15 protein-coding genes are annotated in these 15988 nt (G+C 71.8%); 13 read left to right on the forward strand and 2 right to left on the reverse strand.

All coding sequences use genetic code 11. The annotated features are described in order from the left end of the window. Entirely contained in the window at positions 1-312 is a 312-nt protein-coding gene (locus tag ACFFJB_RS10940; protein WP_376831395.1) for a hypothetical protein, read from the reverse strand. A gap of 363 nt (positions 313-675) precedes the next feature. Here ACFFJB_RS10940 and ACFFJB_RS10945 point away from each other — a divergent pair, with 363 nt between their 5' ends. The 9 genes from ACFFJB_RS10945 to ACFFJB_RS10985 all read left to right on the forward strand — a co-directional run bounded on the left by ACFFJB_RS10945 (position 676) and on the right by ACFFJB_RS10985 (position 11667). Beyond that, the gene (locus ACFFJB_RS10945; RefSeq protein WP_376831396.1) at positions 676-1788 is read left to right on the forward strand and encodes a linear amide C-N hydrolase; all 1113 of its coding nucleotides are present in this window, start codon (positions 676-678) and stop codon (positions 1786-1788) included. A gap of 10 nt (positions 1789-1798) precedes the next feature. Further along, on the forward strand, positions 1799-2647 hold the full coding sequence (locus tag ACFFJB_RS10950; protein WP_376831397.1) for a hypothetical protein: 849 nt from the start codon (positions 1799-1801) through the stop codon (positions 2645-2647). 77 nt (positions 2648-2724) lie between these two features. Then, positions 2725-3723 carry a hypothetical protein gene (locus ACFFJB_RS10955; protein WP_376831398.1) on the forward strand — a complete coding sequence of 333 codons (999 nt, stop codon included), beginning with the start codon at positions 2725-2727 and terminating at the stop codon, positions 3721-3723. A 511-nt stretch (positions 3724-4234) separates the two neighbouring features. After that, positions 4235-5293 carry an ABC transporter ATP-binding protein gene (locus tag ACFFJB_RS10960; protein ID WP_376831399.1) on the forward strand — a complete coding sequence of 353 codons (1059 nt, stop codon included), beginning with the start codon at positions 4235-4237 and terminating at the stop codon, positions 5291-5293. Next, the gene (locus ACFFJB_RS10965) at positions 5290-6399 is read left to right on the forward strand and encodes an ABC transporter ATP-binding protein (RefSeq protein ID WP_376831400.1); all 1110 of its coding nucleotides are present in this window, start codon (positions 5290-5292) and stop codon (positions 6397-6399) included. Before ACFFJB_RS10960 ends, ACFFJB_RS10965 begins: the two co-directional genes overlap by 4 nt. Further along, entirely contained in the window at positions 6389-7945 is a 1557-nt protein-coding gene (locus ACFFJB_RS10970) for an ABC transporter substrate-binding protein (RefSeq protein WP_376831401.1), read from the forward strand. The genes ACFFJB_RS10965 and ACFFJB_RS10970 overlap by 11 nt, the downstream gene beginning before the upstream one ends. Positions 7946-8044: 99 nt before the next feature. Further along, on the forward strand, positions 8045-8974 hold the full coding sequence (locus ACFFJB_RS10975) for an ABC transporter permease (protein ID WP_376831402.1): 930 nt from the start codon (positions 8045-8047) through the stop codon (positions 8972-8974). Positions 8975-8985: 11 nt separating this feature from the next. Continuing rightward, entirely contained in the window at positions 8986-9864 is an 879-nt protein-coding gene (locus ACFFJB_RS10980) for an ABC transporter permease (protein ID WP_376831403.1), read from the forward strand. A gap of 72 nt (positions 9865-9936) precedes the next feature. Beyond that, on the forward strand, positions 9937-11667 hold the full coding sequence (locus tag ACFFJB_RS10985; protein ID WP_376831404.1) for a class I adenylate-forming enzyme family protein: 1731 nt from the start codon (positions 9937-9939) through the stop codon (positions 11665-11667). Between the two features lie 78 nt (positions 11668-11745). On the opposite strand, the gene ACFFJB_RS10990 is transcribed toward ACFFJB_RS10985, so the two are convergent. Then, entirely contained in the window at positions 11746-12516 is a 771-nt protein-coding gene (locus ACFFJB_RS10990; protein WP_376831405.1) for an enoyl-CoA hydratase/isomerase family protein, read from the reverse strand. 216 nt (positions 12517-12732) lie between these two features. Between ACFFJB_RS10990 and ACFFJB_RS10995 the strand changes: the two genes are divergently transcribed. The 4 genes from ACFFJB_RS10995 to lptB all read left to right on the forward strand — a co-directional run bounded on the left by ACFFJB_RS10995 (position 12733) and on the right by lptB (position 15905). Beyond that, a complete protein-coding gene (locus ACFFJB_RS10995) occupies positions 12733-13347 on the forward strand; it encodes a ribonuclease D (RefSeq protein ID WP_376831406.1) in 615 nt (204 codons plus the stop codon). A gap of 198 nt (positions 13348-13545) precedes the next feature. Beyond that, complete coding sequence (gene lptC / locus ACFFJB_RS11000) at positions 13546-14319, forward strand: LPS export ABC transporter periplasmic protein LptC (protein WP_376831407.1); 774 nt, start codon at positions 13546-13548, stop codon at positions 14317-14319. Further along, positions 14316-15026, forward strand: a complete 711-nt coding sequence (gene lptA, locus ACFFJB_RS11005; protein ID WP_376831408.1) for a lipopolysaccharide transport periplasmic protein LptA — start codon at positions 14316-14318, stop codon at positions 15024-15026. The genes lptC and lptA overlap by 4 nt, the downstream gene beginning before the upstream one ends. Positions 15027-15092: 66 nt before the next feature. Next, positions 15093-15905 (forward strand): LPS export ABC transporter ATP-binding protein, encoded by an 813-nt coding sequence (gene lptB / locus ACFFJB_RS11010; RefSeq protein ID WP_376831409.1) that lies wholly within the window; start codon positions 15093-15095, stop codon positions 15903-15905. Positions 15906-15988: the final 83 nt, after the last annotated feature.

Genomic DNA, 15988 nt, shown 5'->3' on the forward strand with positions numbered 1-15988 from the left:
TCACCTGCCGAAACCGAACCACGAAACGAGAAGGCCGATAATGACGGCGACGGCGACATAGACCGGCAGACGGGCCGGCAGGATGTCGTCAAGGCCGGCGCGGACAAAGACGACGCGCGTCAGCGCGGCGCCGATGACGCCGCAGAAGGCGCACAGGAGCCAGGCCGGGAAAAATGCGTTGAACAGCGGCAGGGCCGGCGCGCCGAACGTCGCGCCGGACGCGGCGCAGCCGCCGGCCAGCGCCGCGCCGGCGCAGGCCGTTCCGCCGAGGCCGCCCCGGATGATCCGGGCCCCCGAAAGTCTGCGCGCCACCCTGAGCCTCCTTCTGCGCCCCAACGCGTGCGTACGCTCCCGCGCCTCGCCTGACGCCGCGCAGCCGGGCGCGGCCCCGCCCCGGCCGTCGAGACGTAAATAAAACGTACCCCGCCGGCAAGCCTGGCCGAAATCAAAAGCGGCGTAAACGCGCGGCGTCCGCGCCCATGCCCGCGCAAACCGGCGCAAACATGTTGCAGGGCGCCCGGCGAGACGGCGGAAAAATTCGGCGCCCCGCCCGGGAGCGCATTTCAACGCCGGCGCCGGTCTGCTAATCGGGAACCGCGCCGGCACGGCGCGAACGTCGCGCGCCCGCGCCGCAGGGCGGGGCGGATCATTCACAGCGGCAGGGAGAGGGAAGCGATGTGCACCTCGCTGCTTTATACGGACGCCGCCGGGCGCCCCTATTTCGGCAGGACGCTGGAGCTGACGGTGTCGCTGCCTTACCAGGTCGCCTTCTTCCCCAGGGGAGCGCGCTGCGTGTCGCAGGTGGGCGGCCATCCGCCGGTGACCTTCGAGCGCGCCCATGACATCATCGCCATCACCATGCCGGGCCGGCTGCCGACGGCGGAGAAGCCGCTCGGCCCGGACGACCTGAAGGTGATCGAGGGCCTCAACGACGCGGGCCTCACCTTCAGCGTGCTCTCCTATCCGGCCGCCGGCGGGCGGCAGTCCGTGGACGTGACCACGGCGGTGCTCTCGGCCTCTGATCTCGGCGGCTGGATTCTCGGCAGCTTCACCACCGTGGCGGAGGTGCGCGCGGCGCTGGAGAAGCAGCCGGTGGCGCTGGAGCCGCTGGCGCTGCTGGGCGGCGCCGTCTCGCCCTTCCACTATGTGGCGCACGACCGCAGCGGCGCCTCGCTGGTGATCGAGTTCAACCGCGGCGTCATGAAGCTGTTCGACAATCCGGTCGGCGTCATGACCAACGGTCCTTCCTTCGACTGGCACCTCACCAACCTGAACAACTACACCTTCCTCAGCAACGTGGACCGCTCCAGCGCCGTGTTCGGCAGGCTGCAGGCGCGCCAGCCTGATTCGGGCGTCGCCACCGCCGGGCTGCCTTCCTCCTCCACCTCGGTGGGGCGCTTCGTGCGCGCCGTCTATTACGCCCAGTTCACCGAAAAGGCGGACGATCCGGACGGCGCCGTGCGCGCCCTCGCCCACATCATGAACAATTTCGACCGGCCGCGCGGCGTCTCCATCGACTATCCCGAGCAGGGCGGCGGCGGCCACATGGAGGTGCCTGGCCTGGCGGAGAAATCCGGCAAGCCCTACGCCACCGAATTCACCTCCTGGACCAGCCTCAGCGACCTCACCCGCACGCTGTTCTTCGTGCGCGACTACGCCGGCATGAATTTCTTCCACATCGATCTGGCTGCGCTGGCGGGCGCGGACGGGCCGCGGGTCATTCCGCTGGCGAAACTGGCGCAGGCGGCCGGCGACGTCACCGCGGCGCTGCGCGCCGCCGCGCCCTGACGCACGGCCGATGACGGACCGCCCCGCTGGCGGCCGCGAGAGCCGCGCGCTGCGCCTCGGCCCATGGCCGTTCGTCACGCTGCATGTCTTCATACGGCGTGGCCGGCGGCTGGTGTGGCGCGCGCGCGACCACCGCAAGGGGCTCTCCCCGGCGGACCGCGGCGTCGCGGCGCAGCGGCAGCCGCCATGGCGGCGGCGCTGGTTCAACTGGCTCATCGGCTTCCTGTTCGCCGCCGGCTCGACGCTGTTCGCGCTGGGCGCGGCGCTGTCGCTGTTTCCGGCCGGCGCGGCGCCGGCGTCGCCCCTCGCCATCAACCTGACGTTCTTCGCCGGTTCGGTTCCCTTCACCATCGCCGGCTACCTGCAGCACTTCCAGTCGGCCAACGCCGGGGCGTTTCCGGGAGAGGCCAGGGGGCGGCGCGTCGCCCTCATCGGCTGGCGGCCGCGCCAGGCGGGGTGGCTCAGCACCCTCGCCCAGTTCGCCGGCACGGTGGCGTTCAATTTCAACACCGGCGACGCCATCCGCCCGCCGGCCGGCTGGCTGGCGCTGGACGTCGCCGTGTGGGCGCCAGGCTTCGCCGGCTCCATCCTGTTCCTGGTCGCGGGCTATCTCGCCTTCATCGAGACCTGCCACGCCTGGTGGCGCTGGGCGCCGCGGGACGAGTCGTGGCGGCTGGCGGCGGTCAACCTCGCCGGCTGCGTGTTCTTCCTGATGTCCTCCATCATCGCCTTCGGGCCGGGGGAGCCGGCGCCGGCGCCGCTGGTGTGGCAGTCGAACGTCTGGCTGCTGCTGGGCTCGCTGTGCTTTCTCGCCGGCGGCGGGCTGCTGATGCGCGAGGCGCGCCGCGCCCCCGCCTAGAACGGCTTGCCGGCGGCCTGGCCCACGCTATCCTCGCCGTCATGCGTCGCGCCGCCGCGCCCCGGGGAGATCACCGCTTGCCGCGCCGTTCATCGCCATCCGCAACCGCTCCGGGCGCCCGTGGCCGGGCGCCGCGCCTCACGCCGGCGGCGCTCGCCTGTCTCCTCGCCCTGCTCGCCGCGGCGGCCCCGGCGCTGGCCGCGGCGGAGCCCGCGCCGCCCCCGGCGGCGGCGCAGCCCGCCCGCGCTGGCGGCGACGACGGCGACAAGGGTGAGGAGGACGACGGCGCGGATGAGGACGACGGCAAGGATGACGGGGGGGATGAGACCGGCCCGTTGCGGCTGAGCTCGGTCTACCTGGACCTGGAAGGCGGCTGGAGCTCGACGCCCGGAACGACGGTCGGCTTCAGCCTGCGGCGGCTGCGCCAGCTCACCGGGCGGAAGACCCGTGGCGTCCATGTCTCCGCCCCCCTCACCTTCGCCTTCGGCGAGCGCCTGACCCTCACCGCCGGGCTCGACGGCTCCATGTCCCGCGCCCTCACCGAGCCCTGGTCGGATTTCCTCGCCGATTCCTGGAGCGTCAGCATCGCCGCCCGCCTGACGCAGCAGCAGGGGCTGCTGCCGGAGATCTCGGTCAACGGCTCGCTGTCCCGCCCGGTGCAGGCCATCGCCGGAACCCGTCCGCCAACCTGGGCGGGAGGGCTCGACCTCGACTGGTCGCTGGACGCCGAGGGCGAACGCGGCGTCAGCGCCAGTTTCAGCGTGTCGCGCACGGTCTCGCCGGTCAGCCGGCTGCGCATCGGGATGCTGTACGACGCTTCGCTCGGCTATTACTGGTCGCCGGCGCAGCGGGTGAACGTCACCGTCGCCGCCGGGGCGCAGCATTTCGCAGGAGCCGAGATCAGCGCCGTGGCCGACGTGCGCGTGAAGCCCGTGACCACGCCCTATGTGCAGCTTGAGATCGAACACGTGGACCGGGACGACAACCGCCTGTTCGCCCTCAGCCTGATGGCGGGCTGGTCGCCCGCGCCCCAGGTGCAGCTGGGCCTTTCCGCGCCGCTCTATCTGTGGCGCTAGCACGGGCGCGAGAACCGTGCGGACGGCGGCGAAGGCCCGCCCCAGGACACATGTGCGTGTGCGGCCTGGCTCCCGCGCCGGCGTCCGCCCGCCGGGGCGCGCCGCCCGCGCCGGCCCCTGCGCCACGGCGGCCCATGCGCCGCGGGCGGCGCGCCTTGACAGGCCGGGATCCTGTGATCTCCTATAAAAAATATCTGATCTCATCGTCGCCACACTGACGTAACGACAAGAATCTCCGCCCGGAGGACAGGCGCACGGCGCCAGGGGAGAAACGCCGCAGGGCGTGGGACCGGGAGGCGGACCGCCGCGCCTGCGGACGCGGGGCCCGCCGCCGGCGTCGCCGGGTTGCGCGCCCGTGGCGGGTCGCCGCCGGAACGCGGGCCCACGACGGGGCCCGCATGCGGACGGGAGGGCTGTGATGACCGGGTTGTTTCCCGCCAGACTGTTCTTTTCTCCCGGCCGGAGGTCCGGCCCCGCGCCGGCCGGCGCCGCGCCGCCGCCGGCAGCCGCCATGGCGGCGCCTGCGCCGGGCCCGGGCGCCGCGCCAGCGCCGGTGCTGGAGGTCCGGGACCTTGGCGTCTCCTTCATCACCAGCTCCGGCGTGCTGCCGGTGACGCGCAACGTCAGCTTCACCATCCGCGCCGGCGAGCGCGTCGGCCTCGTGGGCGAGAGCGGCTGCGGCAAGTCGGTGACGGGGCTCGCGATCATGCGGCTGCTGCCGCCGCAGACAGCGCGCGTCACCGGCGAGGCGCGCCTCGCCGGCGAGAACCTGATGACGCTGTCGCAGCGGCGCATGCGCGCCATCCGCGGCCGCGACGTGGCCATGATCTTCCAGGAGCCGATGACGGCGCTCGATCCGGTGTTCACCGTGGGCGAGCAGATCGCCGAGGCCTATCGCGTGCATTTCCCGGCGAGCCGGGCCGAGGCGCGCGAGCGCGCCATCGCCGCCCTGGCCGAGGTGGGCATTCCCGCGCCGGAGCGCCGCTATGACGAATATCCCCACCAGCTGTCCGGCGGCATGCGCCAGCGGGTGATGATCGCCATGGCGCTGATCTGCGAGCCGAAGCTGATCATCGCCGACGAACCGACCACGGCGCTGGACGTCACCATCCAGGCGCAGATCACCGACCTGCTGCGCGACCTGTGCGAGCGCACCGGCGCAGCCCTGGTGTTCATCACCCACGACCTCGGCGTGGTGGCGGAAACCTGCACCCGCATGATCACCATGTACGCCGGCGAGGTGGTGGAAGACGCGCCGGTGGACGACGCGCTCATCCGTCCGCGCCATCCCTACACCTCCGGCCTGCTGCGCTCGCTGCCGGGGCTGTGCCCGCGGCGCAGCGTGCTGCCGTCCATTCCCGGGCGCGTGCCGCCGCCGGACCAGATGCCGGCCGGCTGCCGCTTCCGCGAGCGCTGCGGCTACGCCGCTCCCGGCTGTGAGGCGGAGCAGCAGCTCGCCGCCGCCGCGCCCGGCCATCTCGCCCGCTGCCGGCGGGCGGCGGAGCTGACGCTGCCCGGCGCCGTCGACGGGCGGACGCTGCGGCCGGCCACCGGGGAGGCCGGCCGATGAGCGCCGTCGTGACCATGTCCGCGGACGCGGCGGCCCGCGACGCCACGCCCCAGGAGCGGCCGGGGAGCAAAACAGCCGCGCCGCCGGTGGCGCAGGTGGAGGAGCTGTGCGTCCGTTTCCCCACCAGCGACGGGCTGGAGACGGTGAAAGCGGTGGACGGGGTCTCCTTCGAGGTCCGCGCCGGCGAAACCTTCGGCGTCATCGGCGAGTCGGGCTCGGGCAAGACCACCATCGGCCGGGCGCTGGCGGGACTGCTGAAGCCGACGTCCGGGCGCATCCTGCTGGACGGCGTCGACCTCGCCTCGCTGTCGCCGGCGGAGTTCCGCCGCCGCCGGCGCGATTACCAGATCATCTTCCAGGATCCGCACGCGGCGCTCAATCCGCGCATGACCATCCTGCAGAGCGTGATGGAGCCGCTGCAGGCGGCCGGAGAAGGCGACGCCGCCAGCCGGAGGCGGGCGGCGACCGAAGCGCTGGCGCGCGTCGGCCTGCCGCCGGAGGCGGGGCTGCGCTATCCGCACCAGCTCTCCGGCGGCCAGAAACAGCGGGTGAACATCGCCCGCGCCCTCACCCTGCGCCCGCGCCTCATCGTCTGCGACGAGGTGGTGGCGGCGCTGGACGTGTCGATCCGCGGCGACGTGCTCAACCTGTTCGCCGACCTGCAGCGCGAGTTTGGCCTGACCTATGTGTTCATCACCCACGACATTTCGGTGGTGTCGCACATCTCGGACCGCATCGCCGTGACCTATCTCGGCCGCTTCATGGAGCTGGGGCCGGCCGCGGAGGTGACGGAGCGGCCGCTGCATCCCTACACGCGCGCCCTGCTGTCGGCGGAGCCGGTCCCGCTGCCGTCGTCGATGCGGACGTCCCGCCGCATCCTGCTTGAGGGCGAAATCCCCAGCCCCGTGTCGCCGCCCTCCGGCTGCCGGTTCCGGACCCGCTGCCCCTTCGCACAGGCGCGCTGCGCCGCCGAGACGCCGCAGTGGCGGCCGCTGCGCCCCGACCACTGGGTCGCCTGCCATTTCGCAACGCCAGACGGGCCGCCGGACGCGCGCGAGCCCGCGACAGGGGGAAACGCCCATGAGGGGACCGTTCATGACACGTGACCGCATCCTGCCGGCGGCGTCGCTGAGCCGGCGCGCCTTTCTCGCCCTCGCCGCGGCGGCCGGCGCCGCGGCCGCCAGCGGCGGCGCCAGCGCCAGCGCCGGAGCGCCGAAACGGGGCGGCGTGCTGCGCCTCGCCGCCTCGGCCAATCCCTCGTCCCTCGATCCGGCGACCGGCGGCTCCGGCTACGACCACTCCTTCCTGTGGACCATCTACGACACGCTCACCGAATGGGATTACGACACGCTGCAGCCGAAGCCGGGCCTGGCGAAATGGAGCTATCCGGACCGCCTCACCATGGTGCTGGACCTGCAGCCGGGCGTGACGTTCCATGACGGAACCCCGCTCGACGCCGAGGCGGTGAAGTTCAACATCGACCGCAGCCGGCTCGACCAGCGCTCCAACGTCAAGGCGGACCTGACCAGCATCGCCGAGACAGTGGTGACCGGCCCGCTGCAGGTGACGCTGAAGCTGAAAAATCCGGACGCGGCGCTGCCGGCCATTTTCTCCGACCGCTGCGGCATGATGATCTCGCCCGCGGCGGTGCAGAAGCACGGCCAGGCCAGCGACCGCAATCCGGTGGGCGCCGGACCGTGGAAGTTCGTCAGCTGGGCCGACAACCAGAAAGTGGTGGTCGCCCGCAACGAAAATTACTGGCGCGACGACCGCGGCTTCCTCGACTCCATCGAGTTCAGCATCATTCCGGAATACGCCACGGCGCTGCGCTCGGTGACCGCCGGGCAGAACGACATGGCCTTCGCCCTGCCGGCGCGGCTGAAGCCGGTGATCGAGCGGGCGAAGAACCTGCAGGTCGTCACCGCGCCGACGCTGTACTGCGTCCAGTTCTATCTCAACACGAAGCGCAAGCCGCTGGACGACGTGCGCGTGCGCCGGGCGCTCAACCACGCCGTGGACCGCGACGCCTTCGTGCGCGCCACCATGGGCGGGCTGGGCGAACCGGCGACCATGACGCTGCCGAAGTCACACTGGGCCTGGTCCGAAACCGCCTCGAAGCTCTACCCCCACGACGTGGAGAAGGCGCGCGCCCTGCTGGCCGAAGCCGGCTATCCCGACGGCATTGAGCTCACCGTCGGCGCCTACACCGACCAAGACAACGTGCGCCGCGCCGAGGTGCTGCAGGAGCAGCTGGGCAAGGCGGGCGTGCGGCTGAAGTTCACCCGCGGCACGGTGGCGGAGATCAGCGCCAATTTCTTCAACCAGGGCTATGACATGCTGCTCTCGGCCTGGACCGGCCGGCCGGACCCGAGCATGACCTACGCCCTGGGGTTCGACAAGGGCGCCTATTACAACGCCAGCCGCGAGGCCAGCGACGAGCTCAGCGACCTGATCCGCAAGAGCCGCGAGAGCGAGGACACGCGCGAACGCGCCGCCGTGTTCGACCGCATCCAGCAGATCACCATGGGCGAAGCGCTCTCGGTGCCGCTCGCCTTCCAGTACGAGCTCGACGCGCTGTCGCCGAAGGTCAGGGGCTACCGGCCGGACCTGCTCGGCAAGCCGAAGTTCGAGTTCGTCTGGCTCGGGGAATGACCTGACGCCTGCGGCCGTCCCCGCCGCGCCCGGCGGGACGGCCGGCTCCGCCCAATCCTCCTGCAAGGCGAAGAGATGCTTGCTCCCGCGAAACGCCAGATGATCCGGAGACGCCTGCTGCAGGCCATTCCGGTCGTCATCCTCGCCACTTTCATCGTGTTCGGCCTGCTCAAGCTGGTGCCGGGCGACATCGCCGTGACGCTCGCCGGCGACAACGCCACGGACGAGCGCATCGCCGAGATCCGCGCCATGTACGGCCTCGACCGGCCGTTCCTCGTGCAGTACGGCGACTGGCTGCTGCACGCGGCGCAGGGCGACCTGTCGAAATCGCTGCTCTCCGGCGAGGCGGTGGCCGAATCCATCGCCCGCTGCCTGCCCAACACGCTGCTCATCGTCGTGCTGGCGCTGTTCATCGCCATGGCGGCGGGCATTCCGCTGGGCATTCTCGCCGCCAGCCGCCCCGGCGGCGTCGCCGACCGGCTGGTGATGGCCGTTGCCTCGCTGGGCGTGGCCATTCCCAATTTCTGGCTGGCGATGCTGCTGGTGGCCTGGTTCGCGCTCGGGCTGGGCTGGCTGCCGGCCACGGGGTCGGTTCCGTTGAGCGAGAATCCCTGGGAATCGCTGCGTCACGCCATCCTGCCGGCCATCGCCCTGGCGGCCGGCGGCGTGGCGGAGGTGTCGCGGCAGCTGCGCTCGTCGCTGGTGGAGACGCTCTCCTCCCCGGCGGTGCGCACCCTGCGCGCCAAGGGCGTGAGCTCCACCGCCATCCTGTGGAAGCACGGGCTGAAGAACGTCAGCGTCAACCTGCTCACCGTCATCAGCCTGCTGGCCAACCGCATCCTGGCGGCCACGGTGGTGGTGGAGGCGGTGTTCGCCATTCCCGGCATGGGCAGCCTGATCGTGCACGCCGCCATCCTGCGCGACTTTCCGGTGGTGCAGGGGGTGGTGTTCGTGATGGTGCTGATCGTGGTGGCGATCAACCTGGCGACGGACGTGCTGTACAGCGTCCTTGACCCGCGGATCGGCTGAGGGAGGCGCCCATGACCGACATTCCGCTCAACCCCGCCCTCGCCCGTCCGGAGCGCGCCTCCGCCTTCGGCCGCTGGCTGCGCGCGGACCGCGCCGGCGCGGCGGCGCTGTTCTTCCTGATCGCGCTGGCGGCGATGGCCGTCGCCGCGCCGCTGCTGGCCCCGTACGCGCCCACGGCGCAGGACATCGACGCGGCGCTGGCGCCCATGTCCGCCGAACACTGGCTGGGAACGGACGACCTTGGCCGCGACACCTTCAGCCGCCTGGTGTGGGGCGCGCGCGCCAGCCTCTACGCCAGCGTGCTGGCGGTGGCCATCGCCGTGGCCATCGGCGTGCCGGTCGGGCTGCTGGCGGGTTACGCCGGCGGCCGGACCGACGAGGTGATCAGCCGCGTCATCGACACGCTGCTGTCGTTTCCGGCCATCGTGCTGGCCATCGCCGTCACCGGCGCGCTGGGCATCGGCCTCACCAACGGCATGATCTCGGTGGGCGTCGTGTTCTCGCCGATGCTGGCGCGGCTGGTGCGGGCGCGCACCCTGGTGGTGCGCAACGAGCTCTATGTGGACGCCGCCCGCTGCTTCGGCCAGCCCACCTGGCGCATCCTGCTGCGGCACGTGCTGCCCAACACCGTGCAGCCGGTGATCGTGCAGGTGACGCTGCTGCTGGCGGCGGCGCTGCTGGCGGAAGCCAGCCTGAGCTTCCTCGGCCTTGGCATCCAGCCGCCGGAGCCCAGCTGGGGCGCCATGCTGGCCCGCGCCTACCAGAACATGGAGATCGCCCCGGAGCAGATGTATCCGCCGGGCGTCGCCATCATGCTCACGGCGCTGGCCTTCAACACCCTGGGCGAATCCCTGCGCATGGCGCTCGATCCCACCATGAAGAAGCCGTGACGCCGGCGGCCGGTACGCGCCGGCGCCCGCAGCGCCCGCGCGCCGGCGACAGCGGCGCAGGACGAGGAAACGATGACCCCGGAGGAACTTTTCGCCGAAATGCAGGCGGCGGGCGAACTGGCGCCCGAGCGCCTCGACGACGTGGCCCGCCGGCTGCCGGACAAGGTGTTTATCCATTATGGCGAAGACGGCGTGAAGCTCACCTTCGCGGAGTTTCGCGACCGCACGAACGCCATCGCCGCCGGACTGCACGCCATGGGCCTGCGGCGCGGCCAGCCGGTGAGCGTGCTCACCCGCAATTCGCTTGTGGCGGCGCTCGCCATGTTCGCCATCTGGCGCGCGGGCGGCGTCTATGCGCCGGTGAACTTCAACTTCACCGCGCCGCTGCTCGCCTACCAGCTGAACGACACCGCTCCCTTCGCCCTGATCACCGATCCCTCCTTCGCCCCGCTGCTGGCCGAGGTGATCGGTGAGGTTCCGCTGCAGCGGCTTGTCGTCCACACCCCGGCGCCGGGCGACCACGACGCCACCGACGCCCGCTTCGGCCCCGAATTCGCGCGGCTCGAGATCACCAGCCTGGCGGAGCTGGCGAAAACCACGGCGGAGCCGCCGCCGGTCGTCTTCCGGCCGCTGGATCCGGCCAACATCGTCTACACCTCGGGCACCACCGGTCCGTCGAAGGGCGTGCTGCAGGCGTTCCGCTGGCTCAACAACTACATGCACCTGATGCGGCGCATGACCACGCCGGACGACGTCATCTACTGCGACCTGCCGCTGTATCACGTGGGCGGGGCGTTCTTCCTGCTGGCGCGGGCGGTGTGGCAGGGCAACACCGTCGGGCTGTGGGACCGCTTCAGCCCCAACCGGTTCTGGGACCGCATCGCCGAGTGCGGCGCCAGCTGCTGCGTGCTGCTCGACGTGATGACGCCGTGGCTGATGTCGGCGCCGCCGCGGCCGGACGACCGCGCCAACACGCTGAACAAGGTGCACATGCAGCCGCTGCCGCCGAACCATCACGAGGTGGCGCAGCGTTTCGGCTTCGATTTCGTCACCTGCGGCTTCGGCCAGACCGAATCCGGCCTTGGCTTCGCCGGGCTGATCGACGAGTTCGGCGACGCCGAGGGCACGCCGGCGCGGCTGTGGAAAGGCTATGACAAGGCGACGCTGCGGGCGCGCTGCCTTGAGACCGGCCGGCCGGTGATCGACGGCGCCGGCCCCGTGCCGAAGGGCTTCATGGGCGCGCCCAACCCGCTCTATGAGGTGGCCATTCTCGACGGGGACGACAACCGCCTGCCGCCGGGCGCGGTGGGGCAGCTCGCCTTCCGCCCCCGGTATCCGGGCCTGCTGCTGCTGGAATATCTCGGCAAGCCGGAGGCGACGGCGAAGGCGCTGCGCACCTGCTGGTTCCACACCGGCGACGCCGCGCGCGAACTGCCGGAGGCGCCGGGGCAGTACGCCTTCGTCGACCGCATCGGCGGCTTCTTCCGGGTGCGCGGCGAGAACGTCTCCTCCTATGAGGTGGAGGCGCTGCTGGCCCGCCATGAAAAGGTGCGCGCCGTGGCGGCCGTGCCCGTGCCCGCCCGCGAGGGCTCGGAGGAGGACGTCGCCGTGTTCGTGGAGCTGATGCCCGGCGTCGCCATGGACGAGGACGAGCTGCGCGCGCACGCCCGCAAGGTGCTGCCGCGCTACATGCAGCCCGCCCATGTGCGTTTCGTCGCGGCGCTGCCGCTCACCCCCACCAGCAAGGTGGAGAAGTACAAGCTCAGGCGCCAGATCCTCGAGGAGCTTGGCCTGACCGCATGATCCGCCGGCGGCCGGGCGCGCATGCGGGAAGCGCGCGGCGGCCCGCACCGGGCCGCCCGCCCTGCGGAAAGGCCGCCCTTACTTCTTCACGAAGCGGGCGACGGCCTCGCGGAACGCCGCGGTTTTCATGCTGGCCACCATGGCCTCCAGCTCGGCCTCCAGCTGCTCCGCGGCGGGCGTGCGCGCGGCCTGCTGCACCAGGCGCTTGGTGCGCAGGATGACGTCCGACGCGTTGCGGGCCAGCCGCTGCGCCATGTCGAAGGTGACCGCCTCCAGCTGGTCCGCCGGCGCCACCTGGTTGACGAGGCCGAGGCGCAGCGCCTCCGCGGCGTCGATGCTCCCGGCGGCGAGGAACAGCTCCAGCGCCTTGCGCGGGCCGACGCGCTCGGTCACGCCGATGCTGCCGCCGCCGTCCGGAGTGACGCCGAGCCTGTTGTAGGCGGCGGTGAAGCGCGCGTTGTCGGCGGCGATGCAGATGTCGCCCAGCGCGGCGAGCGAGAAGCCGGCGCCCGCCGCCGCGCCATGCACGCTGGTGAGCAGCAGGTAAGGGCCGTCGCGCAGGGCGAGCAGGAAACGGTTGAGCGCGCCCAGCAGCTCGCGCGCCATGGTCTCGATGTCGTCGAGATGGGCGACGAAGCAGCGGATGTCGCCGCCGGCGCAGAAGGCCGGGCCATTGCCGCGGATCACGACCACGCGCACGTCCGGCGCGGACTGTATCTGCGCGAGCAGCGTCTCAAGATGGCGCGCCTCCGGCAGGCCGATGGCGTTGTACGCCTCCGGGCGGTTGAGGGTGATGGTGGCGACGGGCCCGTCAATGTCGAGCAGGGCGGAGGGTTCGGACTGGCTCATGGGACATCCCCTTGCATGACCTTGCCGCCGCCATGTCGCGCGTTTGCGCCGCCGCGGCAAGGCTGGCGGGTGACGCGCCGGCCCTGGCGGGTTATGAAGGGCGACGCCACATTTCCCGCCTCCGGCCTGCCCGCCACGCCGTTTTCCCGTCCCGGGCCGCCCGGCCCCTGCGGCCGGGGCGCGGCGGCCGCGGCGCGCCCCTGAAGGATCATGCCCATGACCATAACGGTCCATCGCGGAGACCTGCCGGCCGACCTTGATTTCGGCGCCTCCGTCGCCGTCGACACCGAAACCCTCGGTCTCAACCCGCTGCGCGACCGCCTGTGCGTGGTGCAGCTCTCGGCCGGCGACGGCGACGCCCATCTGGTGCAGATCCTGCGCGACGGGCCCCACCCGGAGAACCTGGTGCGCCTGCTCGGCGACCCTGACGTGCTGAAGATATTCCACTTCGCGCGGTTCGACCTTGCGGTGCTGGAGCGCTATCTCGGCGTGATGCCGGCGCCGGTTTACTGCACCAAGATCGCCTCGAAGCTGGCGCGCACCTACACCGACAGGCACGGGCTGAAAGACCTGACGCGCGAGCTGCTGGGGGTGGACCTCTCCAAGCAGCAGCAGTCGTCGGACTGGGCGGCGGAGACGCTGTCGGACGCGCAGATCGCCTACGCCGCCTCGGACGTGCTGCACCTGCACGCCCTCAAGGCGAAACTGGACGCCATGCTGGCGCGCGAAGGCCGGCGCGAGCTGGCCCAGGCGTGCTTCGACTTCCTGCCGGCGCGGGCGCGTCTTGATCTGGCCGGCTGGCCGGAGACCGACATTTTCGCGCACGGCTAGGGCGCGCGGCCGGGGCGGGGCGCCGGATGACACCGGACCGGCGGCGTATTATAGCCAGAAACATGGATTATCCGGCCGGGCTGCAGGCGTCGCCCTCCCGTCGCGACGCCCGCCGTCGCCGGCCCCGCCCTTCCCGGGGCGGATCGCTCCCGCACCGCAGGACCGGCGACGCGACGCGGCGGATGTGAAAGGCGGCCAATGGGCGACACGACATGGGCTGCGGCCCCGTATCTGACGGCCCCGGCGCGCGCCGGCGGGCCCGGCCTCCTGCAGGGGGAGCGCCTGCGCGCCTACCGGGCGGCGGTGCGCCACTCCCGGCTGGTGCGCCTGTTGCGGATCGCGATCCCCGCGGGCGCCGCGCTGGCCGTGGCCGCCGTCGTGGGCTGGACCATGCTCAGGCCCGCCGCCATCCCCGGGGAGGTGGAGCTGGGCCCGGTGGCGCTCGACGGCACGAAGGTCACCATGGAGCGCCCGCGGCTCAGCGGCTTCCGCAAGGACGGCAAGCCCTATGAGGTCAACGCCCTCGCCGCCTCGCAGGACGTGCGCAAGCCCGGCGTGGTGGAGCTGGAGCAGATCCGCGGCCGCCTTGGCGCCGAAGGCGACGGCGCGGTGCGCCTCACCGCCGCCACCGGCGTCTACGACATGAAAAGCGAGCAGCTGCAGCTGGACGGCGGCGTGCGCGTGCGCACCGAGAACGGCGACACGGCCGAGCTGAAGGCGGCCAGCATCAATCTCAAGCAGGGCGAGCTCGTCTCCACCGACCCGGTGCGCATCGTCACCGCCTCCGGCGACACCATCGACGCCCGGACCATGCGGGTGCGCGACAGCGGCAAGGCGATCAGTTTCGAAGGAGGGGTGAAAACCGTGCTATATCCTCCGGCGGAACAGCAGGGCGGCGCGCAGGGCGCCGCCAGCCAGCCGGCGCCTGCGGCGCCGGCTTCCTCCAGGACGGACACGGGTCTCAAGCAATGAACAGCCTTCCCGCAGCCGATCACGTCTCAGGCCCGTCTCCCTTCGCCCGCCGGACGCGCCTGTTCGCCGGAGCCCTCGCCATGGCGCTCGCCGCCCTGGCCGGCCCCGCCCTCGCCCAGTCCGGCAAGGCGCAGCAGCAGCAGCAGCGCCAGGCCAGCCCCTTCGCCGGCTTCGGCGGCGCCGACAGCAAGGAGCCGATCCGCATCGACTCCGACCGCCTCGACGTCTTCGACCAGGAGAAGAAGGCAGTCTTCGAGGGCAACGTCATCGCCGTGCAGGGCGAGACGACCATGCGCTGCCGCAGGCTCACCGTGTATTACGAGCAGGACATGGGCGCCCGCAGCGGCGCCCGCAGCGGCGCCGGCGCCGCCGCCCCGGTCCGGGGCCAGGGCGCCGACAACGGCGTGCGCCGCCTCGAATGCGCGGGACCGATGACCGTGGTGTCAAAGGACCAGGTCGCCTCCGCCAATGAGGCGATTTACGACAAGGCCGAACAGAAGATTTACCTCAACGGCAACGCCCGGCTGAGCCAGGGCGAGAACGTCACCACCGGCGACCGCCTCGTCTATGACCTCGCCGCCAGCCGCGCCTCGGTGGAGCGCAAGCCCGGCCAGCGCGTGCGCGCCCTGCTCGTGCCTGGCAGCGACGACCCCGCCCAGCAGCAACAGCAGCAGAAACCGCAGCAGAACCGGCCCGCCGGCCGCTGAACGGCCAGGACACCGGGACAGGGGCGGCGGCCGCGCGGCCGCCCGGCGAACGACAGGACCTTTGCGATGCACGACGATCCGGCGATCCATGCAGGCGGCCATGACGACGCCCGGTGGAGCCATGACGATCACGCCGCCCGGCTGGCGGCGTCGCCCGGCGGCGTGCTCTCGGTGGAGGGTCTGCAGAAAACCTATGGCGGCCGCGCCGTGGTGCGCGGCGCCAGCCTCTACGTGCGCAACGGCGAGGCGGTGGGCCTGCTCGGCCCCAACGGCGCCGGCAAGACCACCATCTTTTACATGATCACCGGCCTGGTGCGGGCCGACCATGGCGTCATCGGCCTCGACGGCCATGACATCACCCGCCTGCCCATGTACCGGCGCGCCCGCCTCGGCATCGGTTATCTGCCGCAGGAGGCCTCGATCTTCCGCGGCCTCAGCGTGGAGGACAACATCCGCGCCGTGCTGGAGGTGACCCAGCCGGACCGGCGCAAGCGCGAGCAGGAGCTGGACGAGCTGCTGGAGGAGTTCCAGATCGCCCGGCTGCGCAAGTCGCCCTCCATCGCCCTCTCCGGCGGCGAGCGGCGGCGCTGCGAGATCGCCCGCGCCCTCGCCGGCCGCCCCTCCTTCATGCTGCTGGACGAGCCGTTCGCCGGCATCGACCCCATCGCCGTGGGCGACATCCAGCAGCTGGTGAGCCAGCTCACCCGCCGCGGCATCGGCGTGCTCATCACCGACCACAACGTGCGCGAGACGCTCGGCATGGTGGACCGCGCCTACATCATCCACTCCGGGCAGGTGCTGATGGAGGGCCGGGCGGAGGACATCGTCGCCAATCCGGACGTGCGCCGGCTCTATCTCGGCGAGGATTTCCGCCTCTAGGGCGAAGCTGTCGCCGCAAGCATATTTCGGGCCGCGACGGGCGCCGGCGCGCAATTTTTTGTTCAATCGCGGCGAAAAGTGCT

Origin of the sequence: Camelimonas abortus (assembly GCF_042432745.1) — a bacterium.
GTDB classification, from domain to species: domain Bacteria; phylum Pseudomonadota; class Alphaproteobacteria; order Rhizobiales; family Beijerinckiaceae; genus Camelimonas; species Camelimonas abortus.

Bases quoted from the DNA above. Each gene is read 5' to 3' on its own strand.
- ACFFJB_RS10945 (WP_376831396.1), top strand. From the start codon at position 676: ATGTGCACCTCGCTGCTTTATACGGACGCCGCCGGGCGCCCCTATTTC.
- ACFFJB_RS10950 (WP_376831397.1), top strand. From the start codon at position 1,799: ATGACGGACCGCCCCGCTGGCGGCCGCGAGAGCCGCGCGCTGCGCCTC.
- ACFFJB_RS10960 (WP_376831399.1), top strand. From the start codon at position 4,235: ATGGCGGCGCCTGCGCCGGGCCCGGGCGCCGCGCCAGCGCCGGTGCTG.
- ACFFJB_RS10965 (WP_376831400.1), top strand. From the start codon at position 5,290: ATGAGCGCCGTCGTGACCATGTCCGCGGACGCGGCGGCCCGCGACGCC.
- ACFFJB_RS10970 (WP_376831401.1), top strand. From the start codon at position 6,389: ATGACACGTGACCGCATCCTGCCGGCGGCGTCGCTGAGCCGGCGCGCC.
- ACFFJB_RS10975 (WP_376831402.1), top strand. From the start codon at position 8,045: ATGATCCGGAGACGCCTGCTGCAGGCCATTCCGGTCGTCATCCTCGCC.
- ACFFJB_RS10980 (WP_376831403.1), top strand. From the start codon at position 8,986: ATGACCGACATTCCGCTCAACCCCGCCCTCGCCCGTCCGGAGCGCGCC.
- ACFFJB_RS10985 (WP_376831404.1), top strand. From the start codon at position 9,937: ATGACCCCGGAGGAACTTTTCGCCGAAATGCAGGCGGCGGGCGAACTG.
- ACFFJB_RS10990 (WP_376831405.1), bottom strand. From the start codon at position 12,516: ATGAGCCAGTCCGAACCCTCCGCCCTGCTCGACATTGACGGGCCCGTC.
- ACFFJB_RS10995 (WP_376831406.1), top strand. From the start codon at position 12,733: ATGACCATAACGGTCCATCGCGGAGACCTGCCGGCCGACCTTGATTTC.
- lptC (WP_376831407.1), top strand. From the start codon at position 13,546: ATGGGCGACACGACATGGGCTGCGGCCCCGTATCTGACGGCCCCGGCG.
- lptA (WP_376831408.1), top strand. From the start codon at position 14,316: ATGAACAGCCTTCCCGCAGCCGATCACGTCTCAGGCCCGTCTCCCTTC.
- lptB (WP_376831409.1), top strand. From the start codon at position 15,093: ATGCACGACGATCCGGCGATCCATGCAGGCGGCCATGACGACGCCCGG.